This is a genomic window from Lacihabitans sp. CCS-44 (genome assembly GCF_024343735.1).
GTDB lineage: Bacteria > Bacteroidota > Bacteroidia > Cytophagales > Spirosomataceae > Leadbetterella.
The window spans coordinates 76,747-101,389 of record NZ_RJUE01000006.1 but is presented as its reverse complement, the minus strand read 5'-3'; the positions used below and the strand labels follow the sequence as shown (position 1 = coordinate 101,389).

The window sequence follows — 24,643 nt, the reverse complement described above, 5'->3', positions numbered from 1 at the left end:
AAACAAATTATTGAAAAGGCCACCATAATCCAAGACTAAATCCTATGAAAAACCTCATTATTGTCTGCACATTATTTATAACAAACCAAGTTTTCGCCCAACTAGATTTTAGAAAGGAATATTATCCAGTCATTAATCGGGCCGAAATGGCCATCACCAAGGATGATTATCAAACTGCTTTTACAGAATATCAAACTGCATTTTCGGCAGTAAAAACACCATTGGCTAGAGATATTTTTAATGCCGTGGCCTGCAAATTTCTTCTGAATGACTTTGAAGGAGCTAAACCTTTGCTTTTGAAATTGGCGAGGAAGGGAATTTCTACCATCACATTGGAGAAAAAGGAAGTGTTTTTGATGGATAATATAAGAAGTCAATGGAATAGTTTTAAGTTTCTTTATGAGCAAATTCAAAGCATGCAGCAAGAGAAAATTATTGTTGGACTGTCCGATAAATTAACTTTGTATAATAGTGTATATGATACTTTAAACGTAAATTCCGTGACTTTTTTCCTGGGTGAAGATGGGAAAGGCCAGCAAATATTGTCAAAGGATTTGAATTCTTCGAGAACAAACAAAGCTTTGACTAAAAAAGAATTAGATGCAAATTATCTATTAATGGCTGGGGTAAGCAATGAATTATTTATTAAAGCTCAGAAAACCTTAGTGGAATATGTAATTTCTGAGGGGTTTGTTGCTGAAGAAGGTATGTTTGTAGAGGACTCCGATTTTTTGAGGAATTCATTCGCTTGGAATATTGAAAAGTATAGATTTCGAATGGATTTTCGTTATGGAGGGGGTTATTCAACGGAAGTAAAACCTTTTTCGGCTATTTCGGATGAAAAGAAAAAAGAATTTGACTATAAAATTCTAGAGTCAGTAAGTCAAGGTAAAATACATCGTGACCTTGCTTTAAAGTATCTTTTTGGATATCGAGCCAATAATAAATTGCTTTTTACTAAAATCAATATCGAGAATATTGAAAACTGCTCACTCGACTTAAAAGAAAAAACGTACTCCTTGTTTTATTACAAAAAGACTGGGCAAACTTTGGACGACGAAAGTCAACGCACACTAGAGGAATTACAGTATGGAGATAGTAATCTGATATTTGAGAAAGCAAAATATAAAATACTGAAAAACAGTTACTTTTCAATGAGTTCGGATGCTCAAATGGAAGAAACAACTGTGCCCAATTGTGATATTGCCAAACAAATTATTGAAAAGGCCACCATAATCCAAGACTAAATCCTATGAAAAACCTCATTATTGTCTGCACATTATTTATAACAAACCAAGTTTTCGCCCAACTAGATTTTAGAAAGGAATATTATCCAGTCATTAATCGGGCCGAAATGGCCATCACCAAGGATGATTATCAAACTGCTTTTACAGAATATCAAACTGCATTTTCGGCAGTAAAAACACCATTGGCTAGAGATATTTTTAATGCCGTGGCCTGTAAATTTCTTGTGAATGACTTTGAAGGTGCTAAGCCTTTGCTTTTGAAATTGGCGAGGAAGGGAATTACTGTAAGCTCTTTAGAGGAAAAAGAGGTTTTTATGCTTGACAACATTAAAAGCCAGTGGAGTAATTACAAATTCTCCTATGAGCAAATTCAAAGTATGCAGCAGGAACAAGTTTCGGCAGCTTTGTTGGGAAAAATGCAATTTTTTGATGATGCTTATGATTCTCTCAAAGCCAATACATTGGCTTTTTATGTTGATCAAAGAGGTAAACAAGGAATTCTAATTACGAGAGATTTACGAAATAATAAACTCGAAAATGAATTAACACAAGAAGAAACCACGTTGAAGGATACGATTAGTGGTATTGTTAGTAATGAGTTATTTACTAAAGCCCAAAGAGCTTTGGTAGATTTCGTTATCGAAAATGGTTTTGTGAGTGAGGAAACTATGTTTGTAGAGAGCTCAGGTTTTTTGAGAAACTACTATGCTCGTTACATTGATAAATACAAGTTTCGAATGAACTTTCCATCGGACAGAGATTATTTTAATGATTACAAGCCTTTTTCGGCTATTTCGGATGAAAAGAAAAAAGAATTTGATTATAAAATTCTGGAGTCAGTAAGTCAAGGTAAAATACATCGTGACTTGGCTTTGAAACTTCTTTTTGGCTATAAATCAGACAATAAATTACTATTTACTAAAATCAATATTGAGAATATTGAAAACTGCTCGCTCGACTTAAAAGAAAAAACGTACTCCTTGTTTTATTACAAAAGGACAGGGCAGAATTTGGATGCTGAAAGTCAACGGACAGTTGAAGAATTACAGTATGGGGATAGTAATCTGATATTTGAAAAAGCAAAATATAAAATATTGAAAAACAGTTACTTTTCAATGAGTTCGGATGCCCAAATGGAAGAAACCACCGTTCCAAGTTGTGATATTGCCAAACAAATTATCGAAAAAGCCAATATTATTAAGGAATAAATTTACACTTCTACCCCAGCCGCAAACGGGCTTCGGGTTTGCCATTCAGACTCAATGTTGTTGTACATTTTCCTCAAAAACAGCTGAAAACTCCAACTGTAAATGTGCTTTTTGAAATAAACGTAATTATAATTTGGTGTTGGTTTTGCACCCAAACTCGCCTTAGCTACGTGTGCAGTTCTGCCCAATTCCAAAGATTCTTGTTTGTCAATAATCGCTTTTTCTAAGCCAAATTGTAGAATATTGAAGTATAAATTATACTTTTTGTTAAAATCATAATTTAAGCCGATATAATGAATCTCCATCTGCTGTTTTTCATTATAAATATGTGTGGTAAACGCCAACAGTTCGTCATTTCTAAAGAAACCATAAATTTTAAGTTTCTCGCCCAAAACATTCTTGAGGTTTATAAAATAAGTGTCAGAAATATCGGTCAATTTAAATTCTTGTGTGCTATATACTTGATTATAAAGCTCAAACATTTTGTTTTGAAACATCAATAGCTCATTTGAACTTAGCTCTCTTTTCTGCAATTCCGCTCCCGATTCTTGGATTTTCAAGAAACGTTTTCTGTATTTTTTGTCCAAATCTTCCACATAATCGCCAATAGTAAGCCAATTGGAATTGATGGTCATCTCCATCGACACATCTTGTTTGATTGGAGTAAATTTCCCCTCCCTTACCAAAGGAGAATTGCACTCTTTGATAAGTATGCCCGCAAAACCTATTTCTTTTTCTAGATCTTCGATGTAACTTATGAATTCTTCAAAAACCGTTTCTTTGGTCAAGCCATCGCTGAAATAATAACCCTCCTGGTTTGGCCTGTAAATGTTGCCACAAACCAAGAAATCCAACCCACAACTAACACTTTTTATTGAATTAATGACACATTCTAATTTTTGAAAATTCTTGAGTGAGTATCCAATGTTATTGATCGGAACTTTTACTTTTTGTAAATATATATTGCCCGAAAAATTACCATTTTTAAAAACCTGTATATAATGGCCCTGAATGTTGGTGTTTTGTTCGAGAAAATGAAGGTTTTCGCTTAAAAGGTGGTGATGGATAGGTAAAAGTGAATCCCAACTTTCTTGTATTTTAGAAAGTGTTTGGTGATGTGTAAAAGTAAATGCGGTGTTTTTTGACTTTCTTTTGAATATGTCGAGCATCCAGAAATCGTTTGGTTACGGATAAATACGAAAACAGTCTTGAAAAAGTTCCAAAGGCTTATTCTCTTTAACACGCAAAAAACTTTTTTGTTATTTAAAAAACTTTCATAGTTTTGCATCATCAATTCATTCTTCACTGTTGCAGTAGCTGGGTGATTGATTTATAAAGACGAGTGGAGAGAATAGGCTCTTTGAAACTCGGGCAACCTGCGATACTATCGAAAAGGTGCCAATACCTACCTAAGCGGCTCAAAGTGGCCTTTAGGACTTATAAACCAATCAAGCGATTTTTCAAATTCCTGTTGGTTTTACGCTATCTCCGAAAATCGGAGCTGGAATTGCTTACGAGCAATGCTTTGTTTAATTTTTTTAAACTTTTTACAAACATGTCTGATTTAAGATTTGAAACGCTGCAGCTACATGCAGGACAAGAGATTGACCCTACCACTCAATCGAGAGCAGTGCCTATTTACCAAACTACGGCTTACCAATTTAAAAACTCCGAACACGGGGCCAACCTTTTTGCATTGAAGGAATTCGGTAATATTTACAGCCGAATCATGAATCCCACCAATGATGTTTTTGAAAAACGTTTGGCGGCTTTGGAAGGTGGAGTAGCGGCTTTGGCTATCAGTTCGGGGCACGCAGCACAGTTTATTGCCATCAATAATGTCACTAAGGTGGGCGATAATTTCGTTTCTAGCTCATTTTTGTACGGTGGCACTTTCAATCAATTCAAGAATTCTTTCAAAAATATTGGTGTAGAGGCTCGTTTTGCAAAAGGCAATGATTTGGCGAGTTTTGAAGCTTTAATAGATGAAAAAACCAAATTGCTTTATCTTGAAACCATTGGAAATCCAGGCTTAAATGTGCCAGATTTTGAAGGTTTTGTGGCTTTGGCTAAAAAGTATGACTTGCCGATTTTTGTGGATAATACTTTTGGAGCGGGTGGTGCTATTTGTCAGCCACTCAAGTATGGAGCACATGTCATAGTAGAATCTGCCACCAAATGGATAGGAGGCCACGGTACTACCATGGGCGGTGTAATTGTGGATGGCGGTACTTTTAACTGGGGAAATGGCAAATATCCACAGTTTACTTCACCATCACCAAGTTATGGTGGTTTGGTCATGAATGATGTTTTTGGTATCGACGGACCTTTCGGAAATATCCAGTTTATTATTCGTTGTAGGGTAGAAGGTCTGAGAGACTGGGGGCCTTCGCAGTCTCCATTCAATTCATTTTTATTGCTTCAAGGTTTGGAAACCCTTACTTTAAGAGTAGAAAGAACTTGTGAAAACGCCTTGGCTTTGGCAAAATGGCTGGATGCACACGAGGAGGTTGAATCTGTAACTTATCCTGGATTGGAAAGCCATCCTTCGCACGAATTGGCCAAAAAATATCTTAGCAGAGGATTTGGTGGCGTGTTGTCATTCAAACTAAAAGGCGGAAGAGACAGAGCAGAGAAGTTTGTGAATAGCTTGAAACTTATTTCACATTTGGCTAATGTGGGTGACTCCAAAACTTTAATCATTCATCCAGCATCTACTACGCACTCACAGTTGTCTGAGGCGGAGCAGTTGACCGCTGGAGTTGATCCGAATTTATTAAGAATTTCGTTAGGAATTGAGCACATTGAAGATATCAAAGGTGATATTGTTGCGGCTCTAAGTTGTTGAATTTAAGTAGAATCCCCAGTATTTGGGGATTCATTTTATAATATTTGTATTGAATTTTTGCTAAAAATGGTCAAAAATCATTTGTTTAAGTTTGAAGCTCCTTTTCATTTAGAAAGTGGAGAATGGTTGCCAGAAGTTGAGCTTGCCTACACCACTTATGGAGAGTTAAACGAGGATAAGTCAAATGTGGTGTGGGTTTGTCATGCGTTTACGGGCAATGCCAATCCGTCGGATTGGTGGAGCGGACTGATAGGGGAGAAGCGACTTTTTAATCCGAAAGACTATTTTGTAATTTGTGTCAACGTGCTCGGATCACATTATGGTTCTACCAATGCTTTGAGTGTCAATCCACTTTCTGGACAACAGTTCTTTCATGATTTTCCGTTTATCAGCATTCGAGATGTAGTCAATTCTTTGATATTACTACGTAAGCACCTCGAAATTAATTCAATAGCATATCTTCTCGGCGGTTCATTGGGTGGGCAACAAGCCTTGGAATGGTCGGTAATAGAGCCTGAAGTTATTCAAAAACAAATACTATTTTCTACCAATGCTCTTCATTCTCCTTGGGGAATTGCCTTCAACGAGAGCCAAAGGATGGCGATTTCTAACGACCCAACTTGGGAATCTAGCACACCTGATGCGGGTATGGAAGGGATGAAGGTCGCCCGAGCGATTGCCTTGCTTTCTTACAGAAATTATGAAACTTACAACCGTACACAATCACGAGATGCCGGTCAGGTAGATTTTTTTAGAGCCAATACTTACCAAAATTATCAAGGAGAGAAGCTTTTGAAGCGATTCAACGCCTATTCTTATTGGACACTTTCGAAAATGTTCGACTCGCACGACGTGGGTAGAAATAGAGGTGGAGTTCAAAAAGCCTTAGAAACCGTTTTGGCCAAAACTTTGGTGATTGGTATTACTTCTGATATTTTATTCCCACCTGTTGAGCAAGAGAAAATCGCTCAGTATATTCCAAGAGCTAAGTATGTGGAAATTGATTCCACGTATGGACACGATGGTTTTTTGATAGAATTTGAAGCCATGACCAATGCGATTGTGGATTGGGAGAAAGATATTTGAATATTATGGAACACGGATTTTAATGATTAGACCGCACCGGCGGCCCGGACGGATTTATTTTCTGTTCCTAATTTAAAATAAAAAAATCCGTGACTTATCTGTGTTAATCCGTGTTCAATATTTCCTAGGAGATTACAACCCCCTCTCCGCTCTCTTTTCAGCATTTCTGGTTTTCCAAGCAAACCATTTTTCTCCTAAAAATTTATTTAAGAATTCGTCGATGTGCGTCATGATACCCACTTGCCAAAAGCCTAATAATCTGTCGCTCAAATGTGGACTCAATGAACGAATAGCAAATCCCAAGCCTGCTGTATTGTACTCAATGTGGTGCCACCATCCGGCAGGCATAAAAATGGTATCTCCAGGCCCAATGGTGCAATCTATGCCTTTTACATCCTTAAGGGCTGGATATTTTATAAAATCCGGATGGTTAACATCAATAGAAGTATGCGTTGAAAAAGGATATTGATATAATTTTTGAGAATATTTCGGGTCAAAAAGGACAACTCTTTTATAGCCAGCGAGTTCTGTAAGGAAAACGCAGCTATTGTCCATGTCTCTGTGTATACGAGTTATAGCTCCTTGACCACCAAAAAATGCTAAAGGCAAAAAAGTCAATACCTTATCGGCAATATTAGGGAATTTGAAATGTTCGTGAAGCTCTTTTTTGTGCTTAAAAACATTGAAAAGAAAGAGCCTTTTGGTGGTTGGTCTCTCTTGTATGAGTTCCAAATAATTACCAAATTTCATGGTTTTGGGAGCTTTTTTGTAAGACCTATCATCTTTTCTTTGCTCCGATTCGTCATCAAAAACGCCCACATCGATGTGACCGAGTTCTTTCGAAAAATAATCGAAGGTCCAATCATAAACTTTGGCGTTTTTTCCATAAAGATGTTTGATGATTACTGGACGCTGAGGAATCATGTAGTATTTCTGAAAGTCCTCTCTGGAGATGTTTTCAACCACATCAATGTGGTTATTTAAATCTAACGAAATTGATTTTTTAGCTACCATTTTTATTAGAATTTTGGATGAATTTATAACAAAAAACCAACGCCAATGTGTTCCACAAATTGTGAATATTATTGAAATTTCTTTCTAAAAACACCTCTTATAAGTTCTGCCTCTCCATCATGAAAATGACCCTCTGATAAAAATACAGTTTTTTCTTCTAACTCTTCTATCTCACATTTTTCAAAATCTTTTATCAAGATTTCTTTCTCAAAAAGCATTTCATAAGACTTTGGCCCACCCGAAGATTTTCCCAATTGTTTTTTATTGAATCCTTCTAAGATTATTACTCCACCAGGTTTTACTAGGGCTAGTAACTTTTGGTGTATGGTTTTTCTGATATTTTCTGGGAAATGGGCAAAAATTAGTGCGATTACATCGAAACTCTCCTCAGGTGCTTGATATTCTAAAATATCACAAACATCATATTGAAAACTTACCCCATTTTTTGCGGCTAAACTCTCAGCTTTTGCTTTACCAGATTCACTAAAATCACAGGCAAAGGTCTTCCAGTGGCTTAAGGCAGCGAAAATGGCATTTCTTCCTTCTCCTTCACAGGGCAAAAGGATTTTTCCGGGCGAAAGTTTTAGGAGTTGTTCCTTTAAATATTCGTTTGGTCTTTCGCCATAAACATATTCTTTTTCAGAGTAACGTTCGTTCCAAAATTCTTTCATAGGCATAAAATAAAAACAAAATGCCCTAAAACTAGAGCATTTTGTGCTTAAAAAGCTATTTATCTAAATTTTAACACACCGTTTGAGCTTGGTAATAATTTACGTCTAACCACGAGCCACCATTGTGACAGTCAACGCCTTGTGCTTTCAAATAAGCTGTTGCTTGGCCACTTCTGTTGCCTGATGCACAACATAGAATCAGCGGCATTTTTAGTGCTTTTATTTCTGCTAATTTTGAAGGAATCTCATTTAGTGGAATATTTATTGAGCCAGCCACTTTACCACCCATAAACTCACCCGGAGTTCTTACATCAACAATCGTACCTTCGTTGTTTTTGATTAATTCTTCTAAGTTCATATCTTTATTTGTTTTAATTTCTGATACAAAGTTCAGCTTAAACAAATAATGAAAAGGTGATGTATGTTACACTCCTGATTAATTCTTCCTTTCTATTTCTCTGAGGTTCTCTAGTTTTTTGTTTTTCAAGAAGCCATTTATGTCTTCAAAATGCTCTCTGACACGCTTATTGCCAAATTCAAACACTTTTTCAGCCAAACTGTCCAAGAAATCTCTGTCGTGCGAAATCAGAATAATTGTGCCTTCAAAGGCTTTCAAAGCGTCTTTTAGAATATCTTTTGTGCGTAAATCTAAATGGTTGGTTGGCTCATCTAATATCAAAAGGTTGACAGGTTGGAGCAAAAGTTTAATCATAGCCAATCTGGTTTTTTCGCCTCCAGAAAGCATTTTTACTTTTTTGTTCAAATCGTCTCCTCTAAACAAAAACGCTCCCAAAAGGTCTTTGATCTTGGTACGGATATCTCCCACAGCAATTTGTTCAACCGTATCGAAAATCGACAATTCTTCATCCAAAAGCGAAGCTTGATTTTGTGCAAAATATCCAATGAAGCCATTGTGACCTACTTTAAGGTCTCCTTCAAAGTCTATTTCGCCCATGATGGCTTTCACCATGGTAGATTTTCCTTCTCCGTTTTTTCCTACAAAAGCCACTTTTTGGCCTCTTTCGATGGTGATATTGGCCTCTTTAAAAACCAAATGGTCACCATAACTTTTGCTTACTTGATCGGCAATAACTGGGTAGTTGCCAGACCGAGGTGCGGCAGGAAACTTTATACTGATGGCCGAGTTGTCCACTTCGTCCACTTCCACAATCTCCACTTTTTCCAACATTTTCACCCGCGACTGCACTTGAAGTGTCTTCGAATACGTACCTTTAAATCTATCGATGAACTCTTGCGTTTCAGCAATCATTTTAGCTTGGTCGTTAAACTGCTTCTGTTGCTGTTCCATGCGTTCCTTGCGGAGTTGCAGGTAGTGTGTATAATTTACTTTGTAGTCGTAAATACGGCCCATAGTAACTTCGATGGTGCGGTTGGTGATGTTGTCCACAAAAGCTCTATCATGCGAAATCACGATTACGGCTTTGGAACTATTGATCAGGAAATCCTCTAACCACTGCACCGATTCGATGTCCAAATGGTTGGTAGGCTCATCTAAAAGTATCAAATCCGGATTTTTAAGCAAGATTTTGGCCAATTCTATTCTCATTCTCCAGCCACCGCTAAACTCGCTTGTTGGTCGAGTGAAGTCTTCTCTTTCGAAGCCCAATCCTTTCAGGATTTTTTCTATTTCTGCATCGTAGTTTATTTCTTCTATCGAATAATATTTTTCACTGAGGTCAGATACTTGGGTGATGATGTCCATGTAAGCATCTGATTCATAATCTGTTCTGGTTTCCAGTTGATGATTTAGCTCGTCTATTTCGGCTTTCATTTTCAGAACCGTATCAAAAGCCTTGGCTGTTTCTTCAAAAACGGTGGAGTTGTCTTCTGTAAGCAAATGTTGCGGCAAATAGGCAATTACGGCATCACTTGGAGCTGAAATTTTGCCTCTGGTAGGTTTGTCTACACCTGCAATTATCTTCAAAAGTGTAGATTTTCCCGCTCCGTTTTTTCCCATAAGGGCTATTCTATCTTTTTCATTGATGTTAAATGTAATATCAGAAAAGAGAGTTGTGCCACTAAATTCTACCGCTACGCTATCTACAGAAATCATGCTTTTTGATTTGTTAAAAATAAAGCCGCAAAGGTAGCTAAAATTACGAATCTGGCGTGGATTTCAACCTCATAAAACTTTTTTGATTGATTTCGGTTTTCCAAATGAATTAGAAAGATAAACCTCCTGCAACCGAAATATGCGTCATAACGTATTGAATGTTTTCGAAGAGTTGATTTTGATTTCTGAGATTGTATATTAACCTAAACTTTGAATAGAATCGATTGTGGGGGACTTGTTCCCCCATTTTTTTGTAAAAAGCTAAAATTAGCGTTTTGAGATTTTATTGTGCGTTATGCTTCTTTGAAGTGTGCATTTGAATCTAGACATTTCGGTTTCTCGCAGTTTCAGGTGTTTAGTAGTGCGACCTTTCATACGTTTTCGCCACATTTCGAAGCTTTTACGCTTCATGTTGGTTCGCATAAATGCGATTACGTCTTTTTCTTTTAGTCCAAATTGGGTTTCTATGGCTTCGAAAGGCGTTCGGTCCTCCCATGCCATTTGAATGATTCTGTCTTGTATTTCTGGTTCCATAATTTTGAAACCTATAAAACTTCAATTTGTTTGTTGAGAAGTTTTTTTTAGGTTTACTTTCTTGAAATATTCTTAAAATTTGATATTTTTGTTGAAAATGAGATTAATATGAAAACAATAACCGTCACGATACCTGATACTGAACTTGAATCACTGATGGATTATTTGCATCAATTTCCATCTACAGATATGTTAGTGGAAAACGTTGACTTTGAGTTAGATGATGCCAAAATGAAGATTTTAGATCAAGGAAGTGCACTCGATTTGAAGTTTTGCATATCCAGAGAACAGCTCAATAAGAAACTTAAAAATGCTATTTGAAATATATTTTACTCCCACAGCTGAAAATCATATTCTTGAAGCACACAAATACTATTCTGAAAATGTTTCTGATCGCATTGCTGAAAAGTTTTATTTGGACTTGCAAAATGCTCTTGATATCATAGAGATTAATCCTTTCTTTCAAATAAGGACAAAAAATTATAGAGCTTATCCATTAAGAAAATTCCCATTTTTAATATTTTATGAAGTTTTAGAAGAAAAACGAGCGGTTAAAGTTTTGTCTGTTTTCAATACTTCTAAAAATCCTTCCAATTGGCCATAATTCACTCATTTTCATCATCTTCCACATGCAAAATGTGAAGCAGTCGATGAATGATGGGAGCAAAAAAAACGGCTGTAATACTCAAAAATGCCACTCCGCTATACAAAGCATAAAAAGAAGAAAACCATTTGGCCGCATCGTTGGTCATGTCTGACACTGGTCCCATGCCAGTAAGTATCATGGAGGCCATGTAGAAGCTGTCCAGCCACGAAATATGATCGAAATAATGATAGCCAAGCGTTCCGATTCCCATAGAAAATGAGATCAGCATAATGGCAAAAAAGCCGTATTTGCCCATTCTTTTAGCAAAATGACTCAAAGTAGCTACTTTTTGTTTTCTGTTTTCAAGCTTCATTTTCCAAGACTTTTATGTTATCGCCAATCTTTATTTTTCCTGTTTCTATAACTCGGCAAGTGATGCCGCCATGGCCACGCATGGCATTGAAACCGCCTAAACCAAGATTTTCTTCCATTCTGCTGCATGGGTAACAGAAGCCCGTCATTTCCAAAATGGCAGTGCCGACGCTGAATTTTCGTCCTTTTAGGGCATTGAGATTCATGCCTTTTACCACAATATTTCTTCGGGTAAGGTTGGGGTCAATGTTTTCTTTTCCCAAAAATGAAGCTGCGGCAGCCAAGTGTTCGTATTGAATAAGTGTAACTTGTCGTTTGTTGGTTGGGCTGTTTTTGGTAGCTCGGTCGCCTTCTAGGCCAGTTTCTGTTACATTTACTTCAGTTATTTCGATAATAGGTTTTCTTGAAGCTGGTCTGAGACCAATCCACATTACTTCACCCACTTGGCTAAAGTTTTCAAAAAGACTCAAGAACGGTTTTTCTTCGGCTGTTATCATGATGAGGTTATTTTATTTTTGGTGCGTTTAATGGGACACGGATGACACGGATATTGGAAATAACACGGATTTGCACGGATTTTAATCAAATCTGTGTAAATCTGTGCTGCTTGCATCCGTGTCATCTGCGTGCCATTTATAAGTTTAAAATTTTGTAAACAATATAATCCGATCTCCTAATTTCAACTCAACCATTATTCAACTTAGCATTTAAAATCTGACCAATTTCTAGGGCTTTTGATTTTACGAAGTCGGCGTTTTTACCGGCAAAAAGGGCATCGGTGCAGGTGATCCAGTAGGCCAACCAACGCTCAAAAAGCTCGGTGGTGAGTGGATGCGTGGCGTGACGTTCCATGTGTACCCACATCATACCGCCCGTGTAGGAGCCAGTTTGGAACAGCCAGTTTTCCCAGAAATTATACACCCGAACAATATGCTGCTCCCAATGCTCGGCTGATGGGCCAAAAACAGGTGCCAGTTTTTCGTCTTTCAGTACGTTGTCGTAAAAAGTGTCCACCAGTTTCACCACATCCTCACGGTTTTCTATATCTTTCATAAAATTTAGTATATTGCATCAACATTTGATGCCCAGCTTGCGTTAATGTCTTATAAACCTTAGTTTTTAGATGAGATTTTCCTTATATATTCTCTTTATTCTTCTTACTTCGATTGCTTGCAAAGTTCAACAAAAAAAGCCTGTTTCCAAAGAATCGGCGGTTTTAGATAGAGCCAAGGACAGGGAATCTAAGCCAGTGGTTTCGTCTATCAACGGCAAGTACAATTTTATAGATTCCACAAATGCCCGTGTGTTTATGGTGGTAGAACTCGCCAACGTGGCTGAGGATATTACTTTTGAAAAACTCAATAAGGTTTTCAGGATTCAATGGTCTATTTTGCCAGAATATGGCACCAAGGAAAAACTCAAATCAGGTAAATTGGAGTTTTCCGATGAGGTTTTTAAGAAAGTTGATAAAAACTATCAGTTGACGTTTGATATACCTAAACTCAAAAACGTGGAGTCAGCCGTGATGGTACTGGACTTTATTGATATTGAAGCTGCAACAAAATACACTTTTGATTTACCGATTGATTTTTTTGCAAAGAAAGTCGATACCCGATATTTGGTTTATGACAAAAAAGACGATGTTTTTCCGAAGTTTATACCTTATATCTATGAAGGAGCTGAGTTTGTCGTGAAGGCCATAAATCCCAGCCAAGAGAAACTATTTCTCAAAAGATATTCTAACCTCAGTTTGCCCGCTTTGTCACCGATGTCGGCCAGCAAAAGAGACCCCATGAGCGAATTTGCTTCTGAAGAAGTGATAGAAATAGTGCCCGGCGAGCCAGTTTCGCTGAAGCAAAAAGGTGTATATGTTCTTACACAAAACTCTGATAGTCATCAAGATGGTTATGGGTTTTTGGTGGTAGGCGAGCGTTTTCCGAGAGATACAGAGCCTCAAAGTCTGAAAGAATCGTTGGTGTATATGAGTACACCGAAGGAAATAGAAGAACTTAAGAACAATGAAAACGCCAAAGAGGCTTTGGATTTGTATTTTTTAAATGTGGCCAAAGGAAATCAAGCCTTGGCAAAGCAGTTGGTCAAAACTTATTACAAGCGTGTGGCTGATGCCAATAAGCTGTTTTCGACCTATAAAGAAGGCTGGAAAACCGACAAAGGCATGGTGTTCGTGATTATGGGGCCGCCATCTAGGGTGCAGCGAAACCGCCAAAGAGAGGTGTGGTTGTATGCCCAAAACTCAAACAATTCAGAAATTATTTTTACATTTTATAGAAAAACGAACGCCTTTACCGATCAAAACTTTGAGTTGGTGAGGTACCCAGAGTATAGTTCGTTTTGGTACCCTTTTGTTGAAGCATGGAGAACAGGAAACGTAGTGGAGTAAGTCGAGATGGGGAAGCCCCTCGCAAATTTTTTAAACCCGTAAACAGGCCCAATAAAGAGGATTTTGTTTTTGGAATGCAGTCAGTCCTTGAAACCCTCAAGTCTGACAAAGAAATAGATAAGTTGTTGCTTCAGAAAGAGTTAAAGCACTTTGAAGAAATAGAAATTCTGGCCAAACAGCGTGGTGTGCCTATTCAAAGGGTTCCTTTGGAAAAGCTCAACCGAGTAACGATGAAGAATCACCAAGGAGCCATAGCTTTTGTTTCTTCGGTGAATTTCGCAGTGCTTTCTAATGTAGTTACGGCGGCCTTTGAGTCTGGCGAAGTGCCTTTGATTTTGCTATTGGACAGAATAACAGACGTAAGGAACTTCGGAGCTATCTGTCGTTCGGCAGAATGTAGTGGTGTGCATGGCGTAGTTGTACCTACTAGAGGTGCTGCCCAAATCAATGGTGATGCGATGAAGACTTCTTCGGGAGCTTTAAATTTTGTACCAGTTTGCCGCGAAAACGACCTTTGGAATGCCATTAAATATCTTAAAAACTCAGGTTTTCAGGTGGTGGCTTGTACAGAAAAATCCAAGGATTATGTTTATCAGGCTGATTATACGATTCCTACGGTAATAGTTATGGGCTCAGAAGAAGACGGTATCTCTGAGAATTTATTGCAAGAAGCAGATGCCAGAGTAAAAATACCTTTGAAAGGCCGAGTGGAATCGCTGAACGTTTCGGTGGCTACAGGAATTATACTTTTTGAGGCCGTTCGTCAGAGAGAATTCGTTTAAAATACAGATATTTAAATTACCGACATGAGAATTTTTCTTATGTCGGTTTTTTTATGTTCAGCATCGAAAATTTTGTGATATTTCTTATACCAAAGCCATCAATTCTTTCAAAGTAGGAAGTTCAAAGTCTTTTTCAGAAACCAATGGGTTTTCGATACCCCAGTTGATATTTAAGTCGGGATCGTTAAAAATAATGCCCGCCTCTGAGGCTTTATCGTAGAAATTGGTGCATTTATAGGCAAAAATGGCATCTTCTACTGTGGCAAATCCATGAGCAAATCCTTCTGGAACATACACCATGTTTTGCTTTTCGGCAGAAAGTTGAAATGCTTCATATTGACCGAAAGTGGGTGAATTTGGCCTAAGGTCTACGGCCACATCAATTACACTTCCTGAAATAACTCTAACGAGTTTACCCTGAGCAAATGGTGGTTTTTGAAGATGCAATCCTCTCAGAACTCCTTTTGTAGAATACGACTGATTGTCTTGAACGAAAGTAACATCAGCCACATTTGCTCTGAAAAGTTTGTCACTGAATGTCTCAAAAAAGTATCCTCTTTCATCATGAAAAACTCGTGGCGTGATTTCAAACAAGCCTTTTATTTTACTTTCTTTAAACTCCATTTTTTAGGTTTTGTATAATTTGGATGTAAATTTAAATATTATTTGTTTAAAATATCATTTTTCATTCATTTCAAAAATATTTATCATCAACTTTTAAATCAAACTATGTTTGTAAAATATTGAACACTTGTGTCTTAAATACATAAAGCTACCCATCGCTAAATTTTTCGGGAGATTGAATTTTAGGATTTTTTGAATAAAAGAAGAAAAAGCGTTTATTTTAATAAAAAATTGAGATTTAGATGACCAAAGCGGAGCTATTCGAACAAATCAAAAAAAAGAGATCATATTTGTGTGTTGGGTTGGATACGGATATAAAAAAAATCCCCAAGCATCTTCTGGATTTAGAAGATCCGATTTTTGAATTTAACAAAGCTATAATCGATGCAACCGCAGAATATTGTGTTTCATATAAACCCAATATTGCATTCTATGAAGCTATGGGGCCAAAAGGTTGGGAAAGTTTGCGAAAAACGCTCGACTACATACCTCAAGATTGTTTCTCCATAGCGGATGCCAAGCGTGGTGATATAGGAAACACCTCAAGCCTTTATGCTCGTGCTTTTTTTGATAAAGATTCGTCAGGAATGTCTTTTGACTCTGTGACAGTAGCTCCTTACATGGGGGCAGACTCTGTACAACCTTTTCTAGAATTTAAGGACAAATGGGTAATTTTGCTTGCTTTAACCTCCAATATTGGCAGTCAAGATTTTCAATTTTCGGAGCTAAATTCTGGCCAAAAACTATTCGAAAAGGTGCTGGAAAAGTCGCAAGAGTGGGGAAATGACCAAAATATGATGTACGTAGTTGGAGCTACTCAAACCGAGAGTTTATTAGAAATCAGAAAGATTGTGCCTGATCATTTTTTACTTATTCCTGGTGTGGGAGCTCAAGGTGGAAGTCTCGAAGAAGTGAGCAAGTATGGCATGAATAGCCAATGTGGACTTTTGGTGAATTCATCCAGGGCTATAATTTACGCTTCTGATGGATTGGATTTTGCAGAAAAAGCAAGAGATGAAGCGAAGAAAGTTCAACAAGAAATGGAAAAATACCTCAGCATGATATGAAAAACGAAGACTTTATCCACTACACTTGGCAATACCAACAATTCGATAAAAATAACTTAAAAACCACCACCGGACATCCAATCACAGTGTTGAAAACTGGATTTCGGAACAGTAACTCCGGCCCCGATTTTGAGAATGCCCGTGTGAACATTGGAGGAATAGAATGGGTGGGGAAGGTAGAAATCCATATAAAATCCTCAGATTGGAACAGACACCAACATCAACATGATAAGGCCTATGACAATGTAGTGCTTCATGTGGTTTGGGAGTATGATATGGAGGTTTTTAGGGCTGATAATACGCCAATTCCAACTTTGGTTATCAAAGACTTGGTTTATGCAAATACACTTCAGAAATATGAAAATCTGATAAAAAATGCTGCAGAAATACCTTGTAAACATCACTTGACGGAAGTTTCTGATTTATCCAAAATCGGTATGTTGGAAAAAGCCTTGGCTCATCGTTTACAACAAAAATCTTCTGGATTGAAAACGCTCTTGACGGCTGTTAATGGTGATTTTGAAGAATTAACTTACAGGGTTTTTGCAAGAAATATGGGCTTCAAGCTCAATTCTGAGGCATTTTTGAGACTTGCGGAGAGTTTACCTTTAAAAATTCTTCAAAAACATAACGGTAATTTATCTCAAATAGAAGCTTTATTGTTGGGTCAAGCTGGTTTTTTGGAAAATCCACAAGATGAATATTCTGAAAAGCTGGCGATTGAGTATAACTATCTTGCTCAGAAATATAGTCTTACAGCTCAAAAAATGCAACGCTTGGAATGGCGTTTTTTGAGGACTCGGCTGGGCAATTTTCCAACTGTCAGAATATCTCAATTTGCGGCTATTCTTAATCAAAATCTGGGTTTGTTTTCCTTGTTTTTGGAAGATGCCAACAAAGAAAGTATTGAAAAAGCACTTCAGGTTTTGCCTTCTGCGTATTGGCAGAAACATTATGACATTGCCAAAGCCTCTGAAACAAAACTGAACGGAATAGGAAAAACGTCTATTGAAAACCTCTTGATTAATACTTCGGTACAGCTTTTGGCATTTTATGCGGATGTTACGGACAATCACAGCTATTTTGAGAAGGCCATCGGGATTCTCGAAAACATTAAGCCCGAAAAGAATTTCATTACTAAAATTTGGAAAGATTTAGGTTTTAAGCGTGCCTCTGCATTTGATTCTCAAGCTCTTATTGAACAATACAATTTCTTTTGTGCTGCCAAAAAATGTACACAATGTCCAATAGGAGTGGAGATACTAAAGAAAGTCTAAACCTCTTCCAGTTTTTTGAGAGCTACAAATCCGAGTTTTGTGCCCAATTCTATCAAATGACTGTAAGAAGCTTCCATCGTGTTTTCTATTTTGCAATCCAAAATGGCCTCCCTGATGTCATTTTTCAAAATGCCGACTTCTTTTGACGGTTGTAAACCAAAAATCGACATAATGATTTCTCCCGTCATTACGGGTTGGAAACTCCTCAGCTTGTCTTTTTCCTCAATTTCTATTAACAACTCCTCCACTTTATCGAAGTTTTTGAGATATTTTTTTACCCTAGTTTGATCTTTTGAGGTGATGTCGGCTCTACACAGCAACATCAGATTTTCAATATCTTCTCCAGCCTCTACCAGCAAACGTCTTACTGCAGAGTCTGTTATTCCTTCCTTGGCTAATGCTATTGGCCGTAAATGTAAACGTACCAAGTTGGCCACCTTTCTCATTTTCTCATCTAAAGGCAACTTCATTTTCCTAAAAATCCCTTTGACCCATCTAGCTCCGAGTTCTTCGTGACCATGAAAGGACCAACCGTTTTTGGGATGATATTTTTTAGTGGCTGGTTTGGCTATATCATGCAAAATAGCCGCCCAACGGTTCCATAAATCATCAGATTTGGTAGAAAGGTTGTCGAGAACCTGTAAAGTGTGGTAAAAATTATCCTTGTGACCTTTGCCGTCCATGGTTTCTACACCCATGAGGTTGACCAATTCAGGAAATATCAAAGTCAAAAGCCCAGTTTGCTGCAAAAGTTTAAATCCGTAGGATGGGGTTTTAGAAAGAATGATTTTATTTAATTCATCGGTTATTCTTTCCTGTGAAATGATTTCTATACGGTTGGCCATGGCTTTTATGGCCAAAAATGTCCCTGTTTCAATGTCAAAACCCAGTTGGGATGCAAATCGAATAGCTCGCATCATACGTAAGGGATCATCCGAGAACGTAGTTTCTGGATTGAGTGGGGTTTTGATTATTTTTCTTTCAATGTCACCTACACCATCAAAAGGGTCTACTAATTCGCCAAAATTGTCAGGACTGAGCGAAATCCCCATGGCGTTTATCGTGAAATCACGGCGGTGTTGATCTTCAGAAAGTGTTCCATCCTCCACCAAAGGTTTTCTAGAATCTGATCGGTAAGATTCTTTTCTGGCACCCACAAATTCTATATCAAATTCTCCAAAATTGAATTGAGCTGTACCGAAATTTTTGAAATAATTTACGTGCAAATCTTCCTTAATCAAAGAGGCGGTTGTTTTGGCGAGGTCAATTCCGCTACCTACACACACAAAATCAATGTCTTTATTTGGCCTTTCTAAAATCAGATCTCTCACAAATCCTCCCACCACGTAACTGTCTATACCCAAACTCTTTGAAGCTTTGGCTACCAGCCCAAAAATTGGATTATGACTTATATCCTCTTTGAAATTGTATTTTTTCATCGATACAAATTTAGGCTTTTATGGTGGTTTGGTAAAAGAAATTCTGCTTATGATACGGATATTTCATTTTAGACGGCCACTATAACTGGATCGCAGCAATTATTAACATTACTCGATTTCATAAAAATGATAAAATAGACAGAGTATAAACACCAACCTTTAATCGCAACATTTCACCTTCTAAACATCAAAAGCTTATTTATTTTGAGATAAAGGAAAAGCGAAATGAAGGCTATCGTAGCCAAAAGTGCTACGATGTTCACGATTTTTTGTGCTTTTTGGCTATTTCCACTTAGTTTTTCAAGGATTTTGAAAAGAAACAGACCAATGGTGCCGCCAAGTGTATTGTTGATAATATCCGTAATATCAAAAGCTCCTAGTGCGGTAATGTATTGGATACTTTCTAATACCAAACTGCTGAAAGAGAAAAATAAAATGCTTTTTATGGCTGACCATTTTTTATACAAAATGGCTACATAAACGCCCATAGGTACAAAAACGAGGGCATTCAATATGATTTCAACCAAATCTGCCTTGCCATTGAGCATTAAAGGCTGGTTGTATGGGATGAGATTCATGCTTCTCTGCTGCCCCATGTACGTAAACCGCACGCTGAGTTTCAGAACGATTATCCAAAACAAAACGGTCAAATAAATAAAAAATAGACTGAAGGTTAATGGATTGGACTTGCTGTTTGCTGCCATGTATTCACTGATTTTTTTTAAGTTCACAGCGAAATTAACAGAAACTTCACCAAAACCTAAAATCCTGATTTGACTTGCCTGAAATTTGTTTTGAAAGTGTGGGGATTTGTTTTGAGTGTTAGATTTATTGAGATTGACTAGATGGCAAAAAAGGCTTTAATGAATTATCTAGAGAGGCGGGGATTTCTCCACGGATTTTGTCCAAAGATCTTCAGGAATTGGAAATGAACGGCCTGGTAAGCCGTGAAGTATGCAATACCAAACCCGTACGGTGCAGTACGAACTCACCGAATACAGCCATTCTCTAAATGACGTACTCATAGCCATTGAAACATGCGGCTCGCAACACCGCCGCAAAATTATGATGGGGGAGTGAAGTTTTATTAGATATAGGAAATTAGGCCAATAAAGTCTAACGCTTTGTTTGAAGACTAAACGGTGCGGGATTCATTTTCTGTTGCAGAAACCTGCCTTATACTAATCTGATGGATATACCCCTTGGATAGAGGAGGTGCTTAGTTTTTGAGGTTAATCGGAACCAATGAGTTCTGCCAAATAGGTAACAACTACTTGAAATAGCACTTCATTGCTCAATTTCTTGCCTTTCTCAATATATCCACTTAAAACTGAAGTGTGATTATCTTTAGCTGAAGGTGTCGTTGGCTCGTCTTTGAATTTTTTAAGACTGGTTAGCAGTTCTTGCCTTTCATCTTCATTAGTTGTATTCTCAAAAATTACTTTAACAAGTTCTCTTTCAGTAGCAGTAAAGTCATTTTCCTTGTTTAATGAATAAAATTCATTGGGAGAGGAAAAGTTATAAGTGTCCCCAAAATGATGATTTCCTTTAACAGAACCGTAGAAATTAAAGTTTGACATGATATATTTTATTGCCTATGTGATGGTTACTGCCTGAAATGTTGGAATAAATATGAAAATTAAAATGGACATTAATTCCCTCATTTTGGTCTATTTCTATTTCGAAACCCAATTGGTTAATTGTCTCCTTGAAACCTATGGAATCCAAAAACTGAATTATTTTTCCTTTCGATAGAGCTGATTTTTTACTGATAGTTGGTTTTTCCAAATTCAGGGCTAAATCAGCATTGAGACTGGGATTGTTTCCGACTGAAATAGCGTTGTTAAATAAACAGTCGTTTGTTGGCGAATGTACTCCAATAAAAGTACCAACGGGTCTGTTCCAATCGTCCTTGTGCCACAAATTTGCAATTCCACAAGTTTTGGCCACCACTTGATTAAAGTTAAGAGTCTGATTAAATCCAGTGGTAAGGGACGAGTTGATTGAATGAGGGGCCGTTAGATTGTTAACTCCTATGTAAGTTCCAATGGGTTTGTTCCATTCGTTGGGATGCCACATATTTGCAATTCCACTAGTCATGACCGCACCTTGATCAAAGTTGAGGTTCTGATTAATTCCTGTAGTCAAGGTCGAGGGAATTAAATATGGATTTGTTAGATTATTCACTCCTATGTAATTTCCAATGGGTCTGATGCATTCATTGGGATGCCCCAAATGTGCTATTCCACTAGTTTTAACAACAACTTTATCATATTGAAGAGACTGATTAAATCCGGTGGTCAAGGCCGAGTTAATTAAGTAAGGATTTGTTAGATTATTCACGGCTGTAAAAGCTCGAATGGGTCTGTCCCAATCGTTGTGATGACATAAATTTGCAACTCCACCAGTTTTGACTACAACATGATCAATGTTAAGAGTCTGATTAAATCTGGTGGTCAAGGTCGAATTAATTAATTCAGGAGTTGTTAGATTATTCACTCCTAAATAAGTACCAATATGTTTGTCCAATTCGTTGTGCTGCCAAAAATCTGTTGCGGGGTTAATTCGATCCTCTAATCCATTCAACCTAACAGATTGGTTAAAAACTCTACTAAAATCAAGATGGTCAAAACTTGCTGTCACAAAACTTTGGGCTTCAGTGGCAGGGTAACTTAAATAATCATCAATTGTGCTACTAGCATCAATTTCGAAGGGATTGGCAGGGACGCGATTAAGTGTTTGTCTTTTCATATTCAATGGTCTTGAATTGTAAATTTAAAGGTATCAGTAAATTAATTTGATACTTACCGAATTTTCAAATTTTGTCTGTTTGAGTGACCTTGCGGTCAACGGGCATGCTTGAAAAACCCATTTTTGGTGTTTCTGTAATATATCCGTGCGTCTTTTTGTGTTCTAAAAAAAATATACTATTACCTCTACAAATATAGCTTTTTTTTTGTAGGATTTCAAACCATTCTAAAGTTTAGAATCTAAAATAAACTTTCTGAAAATTTAAACTTCTTTTTCTTTTAATTTCTTCAAATGTTACCAACTAGCCATTTTCACCCTCACCCCACATTTTTAAAACCCCATCACCAATAATTTCCTCTAATTCACTATTTTTGTCAAAACAAAATAATTTCAATTGAATAGCTAATGTCATTGAAAAAAATATAGATGATTCTCAAGAATAAAAACATATTAATAGGCGTGTCGGGGAGCATAGCGGCTTACAAAATCGCTTCTTTGGTGCGGCTTTTGGTAAAAGAGGAGGCCAACGTAAAAGTCATCATGACGGATGCCGCAAAGACTTTCATCACGCCGCTTACACTCGCCACTTTGTCCAAAAATCCCGTTTTATCGGCCTTCACCGCAGATGAAACTGGCCAATGGAACAACCACGTAGAGCTGGGTTTGTGGGCAGACGTGATGCTCATAGCTCCTGCCAGTGCCAATACTTTGGCCAAATGTGCCAATGGCATCTGCGACAATCTGCTCGTGGCCACCTACCTTTCGGCACGTAGTGCGGTGTATTTCGCCCCAGCCATGGACTTGGACATGTACGCTCATTTTTCCACCAAAAACAACCTCAAACTCCTGACCGACAACGGCAACCACCTCATAGAGCCCAACGAAGGCGAGTTGGCCTCAGGCCTTGAAGGCAAAGGCCGAATGGCTGAGCCAGAAGAAATCGTGGAAGTTTTGGAGGCTCATTTTGCTCAAAATCCTGCTTTGACAGGCAAAAAAGTACTGATTTCGGCAGGGCCAACGCAAGAAGACATTGACCCAGTGAGATACATCAGCAACCATTCTTCGGGCAAAATGGGTTTTGAAATAGCCAAGGCTTTTGCACTCGCTGGTGCGGACGTCACCTTGGTGGCAGGCCCAAATAGCCTGAAAACTCCTGCAAAAGTGAATAACATAGGTGTTCGCTCTGCTGCAGAAATGTTTGCAGCCATGGCCGAATATCATGCCGATGCCGACATTGTGATATTTTCTGCCGCCGTAGCCGACTACAAACCGAAGACCATTGCCGACAAAAAACTAAAGAAAAACGATGCCGAAATGTTTGTCGAACTGGAAAGAACGCAGGATATTGCGGGTTTTCTGGGAGGCAAAAAGACCCGCCAACAAATACACGTGGGCTTTGCTCTCGAAACCAACGACGAGCTCCAAAACGCCAAAGGCAAACTCGAACGCAAAAACTTTGACATGATAGTTTTGAACTCTTTACAAGATAAAGGGGCGGGCTTTCGTTATGATACCAACAAAATCACGATTTTGGACAAACTCGGCAACGAGCGTATTTTTGACTTAAAATCAAAAGAAATGGTGGCCGAAGATATCAAAAACGCGGTTTTGGAATACATAAACCATTCTACCAAATGATAAAAAAGATATTTATACTGTTGTTTTTAGGCGTTTTTTCAGAACTTTCCGCACAAGAACTGTCCTGTAAAGTAGTCGTGAATTCGTCCCAACTCAAAGCAACGACCTCAGGCGACAAGCAAATATTTACCGAAATAGAACAGGCCATTTCTGGGTTTATGAATAACCAAAGATGGACCAACGATGTTTTTTCGGAGAAAGAAAAGATAAAGTGTTCGCTCATTATCAACTTAATAAACACTAGCGGACAATATAGATATTCGGGCAATGCTCAGTTTCAGGTAATTAGGCCGGTTTATGGCACTACATACGAGACGGTTATTTTTCAATATATAGATCAAAATTTCACGGTGTCGTTTGCTCCAGAAGACCGAACCATGATTTTCAATGAGCAGAATTATTCGAATCTTCTGACCTCTACACTTGCATTTTATTCTTTAACTGCACTGACCATAGACTACGATTCTTTTTCAAAATTGGGCGGAAATCCTTATTTGGAGCGGTTATTTAATGTGGTTACACTGGCAGGAAGCTCTCAAGGAAAAGGGCCATGGTCCTACGATTCGGACGTGAGAAGCAGATATTGGGTGATGGAAAACTTGAGAAATCAGCAATTCAATGCCTATAGAGACGGTTTTTATGAATACCATCGCTTGGCCTTAGACGACTTTGCCAATAATCCAGCAAACAGCAGAAAAATTGCCTTGGAGTTTTTGAATACGCTCAAAATTATTTCAAACCTCAAAGCGAATTCTATCATTATCAATACTTTTTTTGATGCAAAATCTCTGGAGTTGATCAACATATTCTCGGAAGGCTCAAAACAAGAAAAACAAGAGGCCTTCAACATCATGTCCGCCCTAGACCCCGACAAAACCGAGGCCTATCGTAAATTGATGAAGTAAGGTTTTAGTAGTTTCCTAATTTGTGTTACTTAGAATCCAAAGAATCTCTTGTTTACTTCTATTTCAAGAAAAATAATACTTATTGTTCCTAATATTTTCTGTGCAGTCCGTTGAGAAAT

Annotated in this window: 27 protein-coding genes and 1 riboswitch; of the genes, 13 read left to right on the top strand and 14 right to left on the bottom strand. The window is 37.7% G+C overall.

Features of this window, described 5'->3' with window-relative positions; all coding sequences use genetic code 11:
- Positions 1 to 44 precede the first annotated feature (44 nt).
- Both EGI26_RS05185 and EGI26_RS05180 read left to right on the top strand, forming a co-directional pair.
- Positions 45 to 1,247: a hypothetical protein gene (locus EGI26_RS05185; protein WP_255076818.1), complete on the top strand. Its 1,203-nt coding sequence runs from the start codon at positions 45 to 47 to the stop codon at positions 1,245 to 1,247.
- Positions 1,248 to 1,252: 5 nt separating this feature from the next.
- Positions 1,253 to 2,455, top strand: coding sequence for a hypothetical protein (locus EGI26_RS05180; RefSeq protein ID WP_255076817.1), 1,203 nt, complete (start codon positions 1,253 to 1,255; stop codon positions 2,453 to 2,455).
- Between the two features lie 2 nt (positions 2,456 to 2,457).
- On the opposite strand, the gene EGI26_RS05175 is transcribed toward EGI26_RS05180, so the two are convergent.
- The gene (locus EGI26_RS05175) at positions 2,458 to 3,624 is read right to left on the bottom strand and encodes a hypothetical protein (RefSeq protein ID WP_255076816.1); all 1,167 of its coding nucleotides are present in this window, start codon (positions 3,622 to 3,624) and stop codon (positions 2,458 to 2,460) included.
- A gap of 158 nt (positions 3,625 to 3,782) precedes the next feature.
- Positions 3,783 to 3,901: riboswitch (SAM riboswitch) on the top strand.
- A gap of 109 nt (positions 3,902 to 4,010) precedes the next feature.
- Here EGI26_RS05175 and EGI26_RS05170 point away from each other — a divergent pair.
- Together EGI26_RS05170 and metX are read left to right on the top strand one after the other, a co-directional pair.
- Positions 4,011 to 5,303, top strand: coding sequence for an O-acetylhomoserine aminocarboxypropyltransferase/cysteine synthase family protein (locus EGI26_RS05170; protein ID WP_255076815.1), 1,293 nt, complete (start codon positions 4,011 to 4,013; stop codon positions 5,301 to 5,303).
- A 66-nt stretch (positions 5,304 to 5,369) separates the two neighbouring features.
- Positions 5,370 to 6,389, top strand: a complete 1,020-nt coding sequence (metX, locus tag EGI26_RS05165) for a homoserine O-acetyltransferase (protein ID WP_255076814.1) — start codon at positions 5,370 to 5,372, stop codon at positions 6,387 to 6,389.
- Between the two features lie 132 nt (positions 6,390 to 6,521).
- On the opposite strand, the gene EGI26_RS05160 is transcribed toward metX, so the two are convergent.
- The 5 genes from EGI26_RS05160 to EGI26_RS05140 all read right to left on the bottom strand — a co-directional run bounded on the left by EGI26_RS05160 (position 6,522) and on the right by EGI26_RS05140 (position 10,682).
- Entirely contained in the window at positions 6,522 to 7,403 is an 882-nt protein-coding gene (locus EGI26_RS05160) for a cupin-like domain-containing protein (protein ID WP_255076813.1), read from the bottom strand.
- A 68-nt stretch (positions 7,404 to 7,471) separates the two neighbouring features.
- Positions 7,472 to 8,074 (bottom strand): class I SAM-dependent methyltransferase, encoded by a 603-nt coding sequence (locus EGI26_RS05155; RefSeq protein ID WP_255076812.1) that lies wholly within the window; start codon positions 8,072 to 8,074, stop codon positions 7,472 to 7,474.
- Between the two features lie 70 nt (positions 8,075 to 8,144).
- Positions 8,145 to 8,432, bottom strand: a complete 288-nt coding sequence (locus EGI26_RS05150) for a rhodanese-like domain-containing protein (protein ID WP_255076811.1) — start codon at positions 8,430 to 8,432, stop codon at positions 8,145 to 8,147.
- A 78-nt stretch (positions 8,433 to 8,510) separates the two neighbouring features.
- Positions 8,511 to 10,148, bottom strand: coding sequence for an ABC-F family ATP-binding cassette domain-containing protein (locus EGI26_RS05145; protein ID WP_255076810.1), 1,638 nt, complete (start codon positions 10,146 to 10,148; stop codon positions 8,511 to 8,513).
- Between the two features lie 267 nt (positions 10,149 to 10,415).
- Entirely contained in the window at positions 10,416 to 10,682 is a 267-nt protein-coding gene (locus EGI26_RS05140; RefSeq protein WP_255076809.1) for a TIGR03643 family protein, read from the bottom strand.
- A gap of 108 nt (positions 10,683 to 10,790) precedes the next feature.
- On the opposite strand from EGI26_RS05140, the gene EGI26_RS05135 reads away from it, so the two are divergent.
- Together EGI26_RS05135 and EGI26_RS05130 are read left to right on the top strand one after the other, a co-directional pair.
- The gene (locus tag EGI26_RS05135) at positions 10,791 to 11,003 is read left to right on the top strand and encodes a hypothetical protein (RefSeq protein ID WP_255076808.1); all 213 of its coding nucleotides are present in this window, start codon (positions 10,791 to 10,793) and stop codon (positions 11,001 to 11,003) included.
- A complete protein-coding gene (locus tag EGI26_RS05130; RefSeq protein ID WP_255076807.1) occupies positions 10,993 to 11,286 on the top strand; it encodes a type II toxin-antitoxin system RelE/ParE family toxin in 294 nt (97 codons plus the stop codon). Before EGI26_RS05135 ends, EGI26_RS05130 begins: the two co-directional genes overlap by 11 nt.
- 1 nt (position 11,287) lies before the next feature.
- Here the strand turns inward: EGI26_RS05130 and EGI26_RS05125 are convergent, their stop codons facing one another.
- From EGI26_RS05125 to EGI26_RS05115, 3 genes are all read right to left on the bottom strand, one after another.
- Positions 11,288 to 11,641 carry a hypothetical protein gene (locus EGI26_RS05125; RefSeq protein ID WP_255076806.1) on the bottom strand — a complete coding sequence of 118 codons (354 nt, stop codon included), beginning with the start codon at positions 11,639 to 11,641 and terminating at the stop codon, positions 11,288 to 11,290.
- A complete protein-coding gene (locus EGI26_RS05120; protein WP_255076805.1) occupies positions 11,631 to 12,137 on the bottom strand; it encodes an MOSC domain-containing protein in 507 nt (168 codons plus the stop codon). The genes EGI26_RS05125 and EGI26_RS05120 overlap by 11 nt, the downstream gene beginning before the upstream one ends.
- A gap of 187 nt (positions 12,138 to 12,324) precedes the next feature.
- Positions 12,325 to 12,693 (bottom strand): group III truncated hemoglobin, encoded by a 369-nt coding sequence (locus tag EGI26_RS05115; RefSeq protein ID WP_255076804.1) that lies wholly within the window; start codon positions 12,691 to 12,693, stop codon positions 12,325 to 12,327.
- A 70-nt stretch (positions 12,694 to 12,763) separates the two neighbouring features.
- Between EGI26_RS05115 and EGI26_RS05110 the strand changes: the two genes are divergently transcribed.
- Positions 12,764 to 14,041 carry a GWxTD domain-containing protein gene (locus tag EGI26_RS05110; RefSeq protein WP_255076803.1) on the top strand — a complete coding sequence of 426 codons (1,278 nt, stop codon included), beginning with the start codon at positions 12,764 to 12,766 and terminating at the stop codon, positions 14,039 to 14,041.
- Positions 14,014 to 14,823 (top strand): 23S rRNA (guanosine(2251)-2'-O)-methyltransferase RlmB, encoded by an 810-nt coding sequence (gene rlmB / locus EGI26_RS05105; protein WP_255049057.1) that lies wholly within the window; start codon positions 14,014 to 14,016, stop codon positions 14,821 to 14,823. Before EGI26_RS05110 ends, rlmB begins: the two co-directional genes overlap by 28 nt.
- A gap of 84 nt (positions 14,824 to 14,907) precedes the next feature.
- Here the strand turns inward: rlmB and rfbC are convergent, their stop codons facing one another.
- The gene (gene rfbC, locus EGI26_RS05100) at positions 14,908 to 15,447 is read right to left on the bottom strand and encodes a dTDP-4-dehydrorhamnose 3,5-epimerase (RefSeq protein WP_255076802.1); all 540 of its coding nucleotides are present in this window, start codon (positions 15,445 to 15,447) and stop codon (positions 14,908 to 14,910) included.
- Positions 15,448 to 15,689: 242 nt separating this feature from the next.
- On the opposite strand from rfbC, the gene pyrF reads away from it, so the two are divergent.
- Positions 15,690 to 16,514, top strand: coding sequence for an orotidine-5'-phosphate decarboxylase (gene pyrF, locus EGI26_RS05095; protein ID WP_255076801.1), 825 nt, complete (start codon positions 15,690 to 15,692; stop codon positions 16,512 to 16,514).
- Positions 16,511 to 17,791, top strand: a complete 1,281-nt coding sequence (locus EGI26_RS05090) for a DUF2851 family protein (protein ID WP_255076800.1) — start codon at positions 16,511 to 16,513, stop codon at positions 17,789 to 17,791. The genes pyrF and EGI26_RS05090 overlap by 4 nt, the downstream gene beginning before the upstream one ends.
- Here EGI26_RS05090 and EGI26_RS05085 read toward each other — a convergent pair.
- The gene (locus EGI26_RS05085; protein ID WP_255076799.1) at positions 17,788 to 19,230 is read right to left on the bottom strand and encodes a CCA tRNA nucleotidyltransferase; all 1,443 of its coding nucleotides are present in this window, start codon (positions 19,228 to 19,230) and stop codon (positions 17,788 to 17,790) included. The genes EGI26_RS05090 and EGI26_RS05085 overlap by 4 nt on opposite strands.
- A 173-nt stretch (positions 19,231 to 19,403) precedes the next feature.
- Positions 19,404 to 19,934: a VanZ family protein gene (locus EGI26_RS05080; protein ID WP_255076798.1), complete on the bottom strand. Its 531-nt coding sequence runs from the start codon at positions 19,932 to 19,934 to the stop codon at positions 19,404 to 19,406.
- A gap of 250 nt (positions 19,935 to 20,184) precedes the next feature.
- Here EGI26_RS05080 and EGI26_RS05075 point away from each other — a divergent pair, with 250 nt between their 5' ends.
- A complete protein-coding gene (locus EGI26_RS05075; protein ID WP_255076797.1) occupies positions 20,185 to 20,310 on the top strand; it encodes a hypothetical protein in 126 nt (41 codons plus the stop codon).
- Between the two features lie 152 nt (positions 20,311 to 20,462).
- Here the strand turns inward: EGI26_RS05075 and EGI26_RS05070 are convergent, their stop codons facing one another.
- Both EGI26_RS05070 and EGI26_RS05065 read right to left on the bottom strand, forming a co-directional pair.
- Positions 20,463 to 20,810, bottom strand: a complete 348-nt coding sequence (locus EGI26_RS05070) for a hypothetical protein (RefSeq protein WP_255076796.1) — start codon at positions 20,808 to 20,810, stop codon at positions 20,463 to 20,465.
- Entirely contained in the window at positions 20,797 to 21,981 is a 1,185-nt protein-coding gene (locus tag EGI26_RS05065; RefSeq protein ID WP_255076795.1) for a hypothetical protein, read from the bottom strand. Before EGI26_RS05065 ends, EGI26_RS05070 begins: the two co-directional genes overlap by 14 nt.
- 426 nt (positions 21,982 to 22,407) lie before the next feature.
- Here EGI26_RS05065 and coaBC point away from each other — a divergent pair, with 426 nt between their 5' ends.
- Positions 22,408 to 23,619, top strand: coding sequence for a bifunctional phosphopantothenoylcysteine decarboxylase/phosphopantothenate--cysteine ligase CoaBC (gene coaBC / locus EGI26_RS05060; protein WP_255076794.1), 1,212 nt, complete (start codon positions 22,408 to 22,410; stop codon positions 23,617 to 23,619).
- Entirely contained in the window at positions 23,616 to 24,524 is a 909-nt protein-coding gene (locus EGI26_RS05055) for a DUF4835 family protein (protein WP_255076793.1), read from the top strand. Before coaBC ends, EGI26_RS05055 begins: the two co-directional genes overlap by 4 nt.
- Positions 24,525 to 24,643 lie beyond the last annotated feature (119 nt).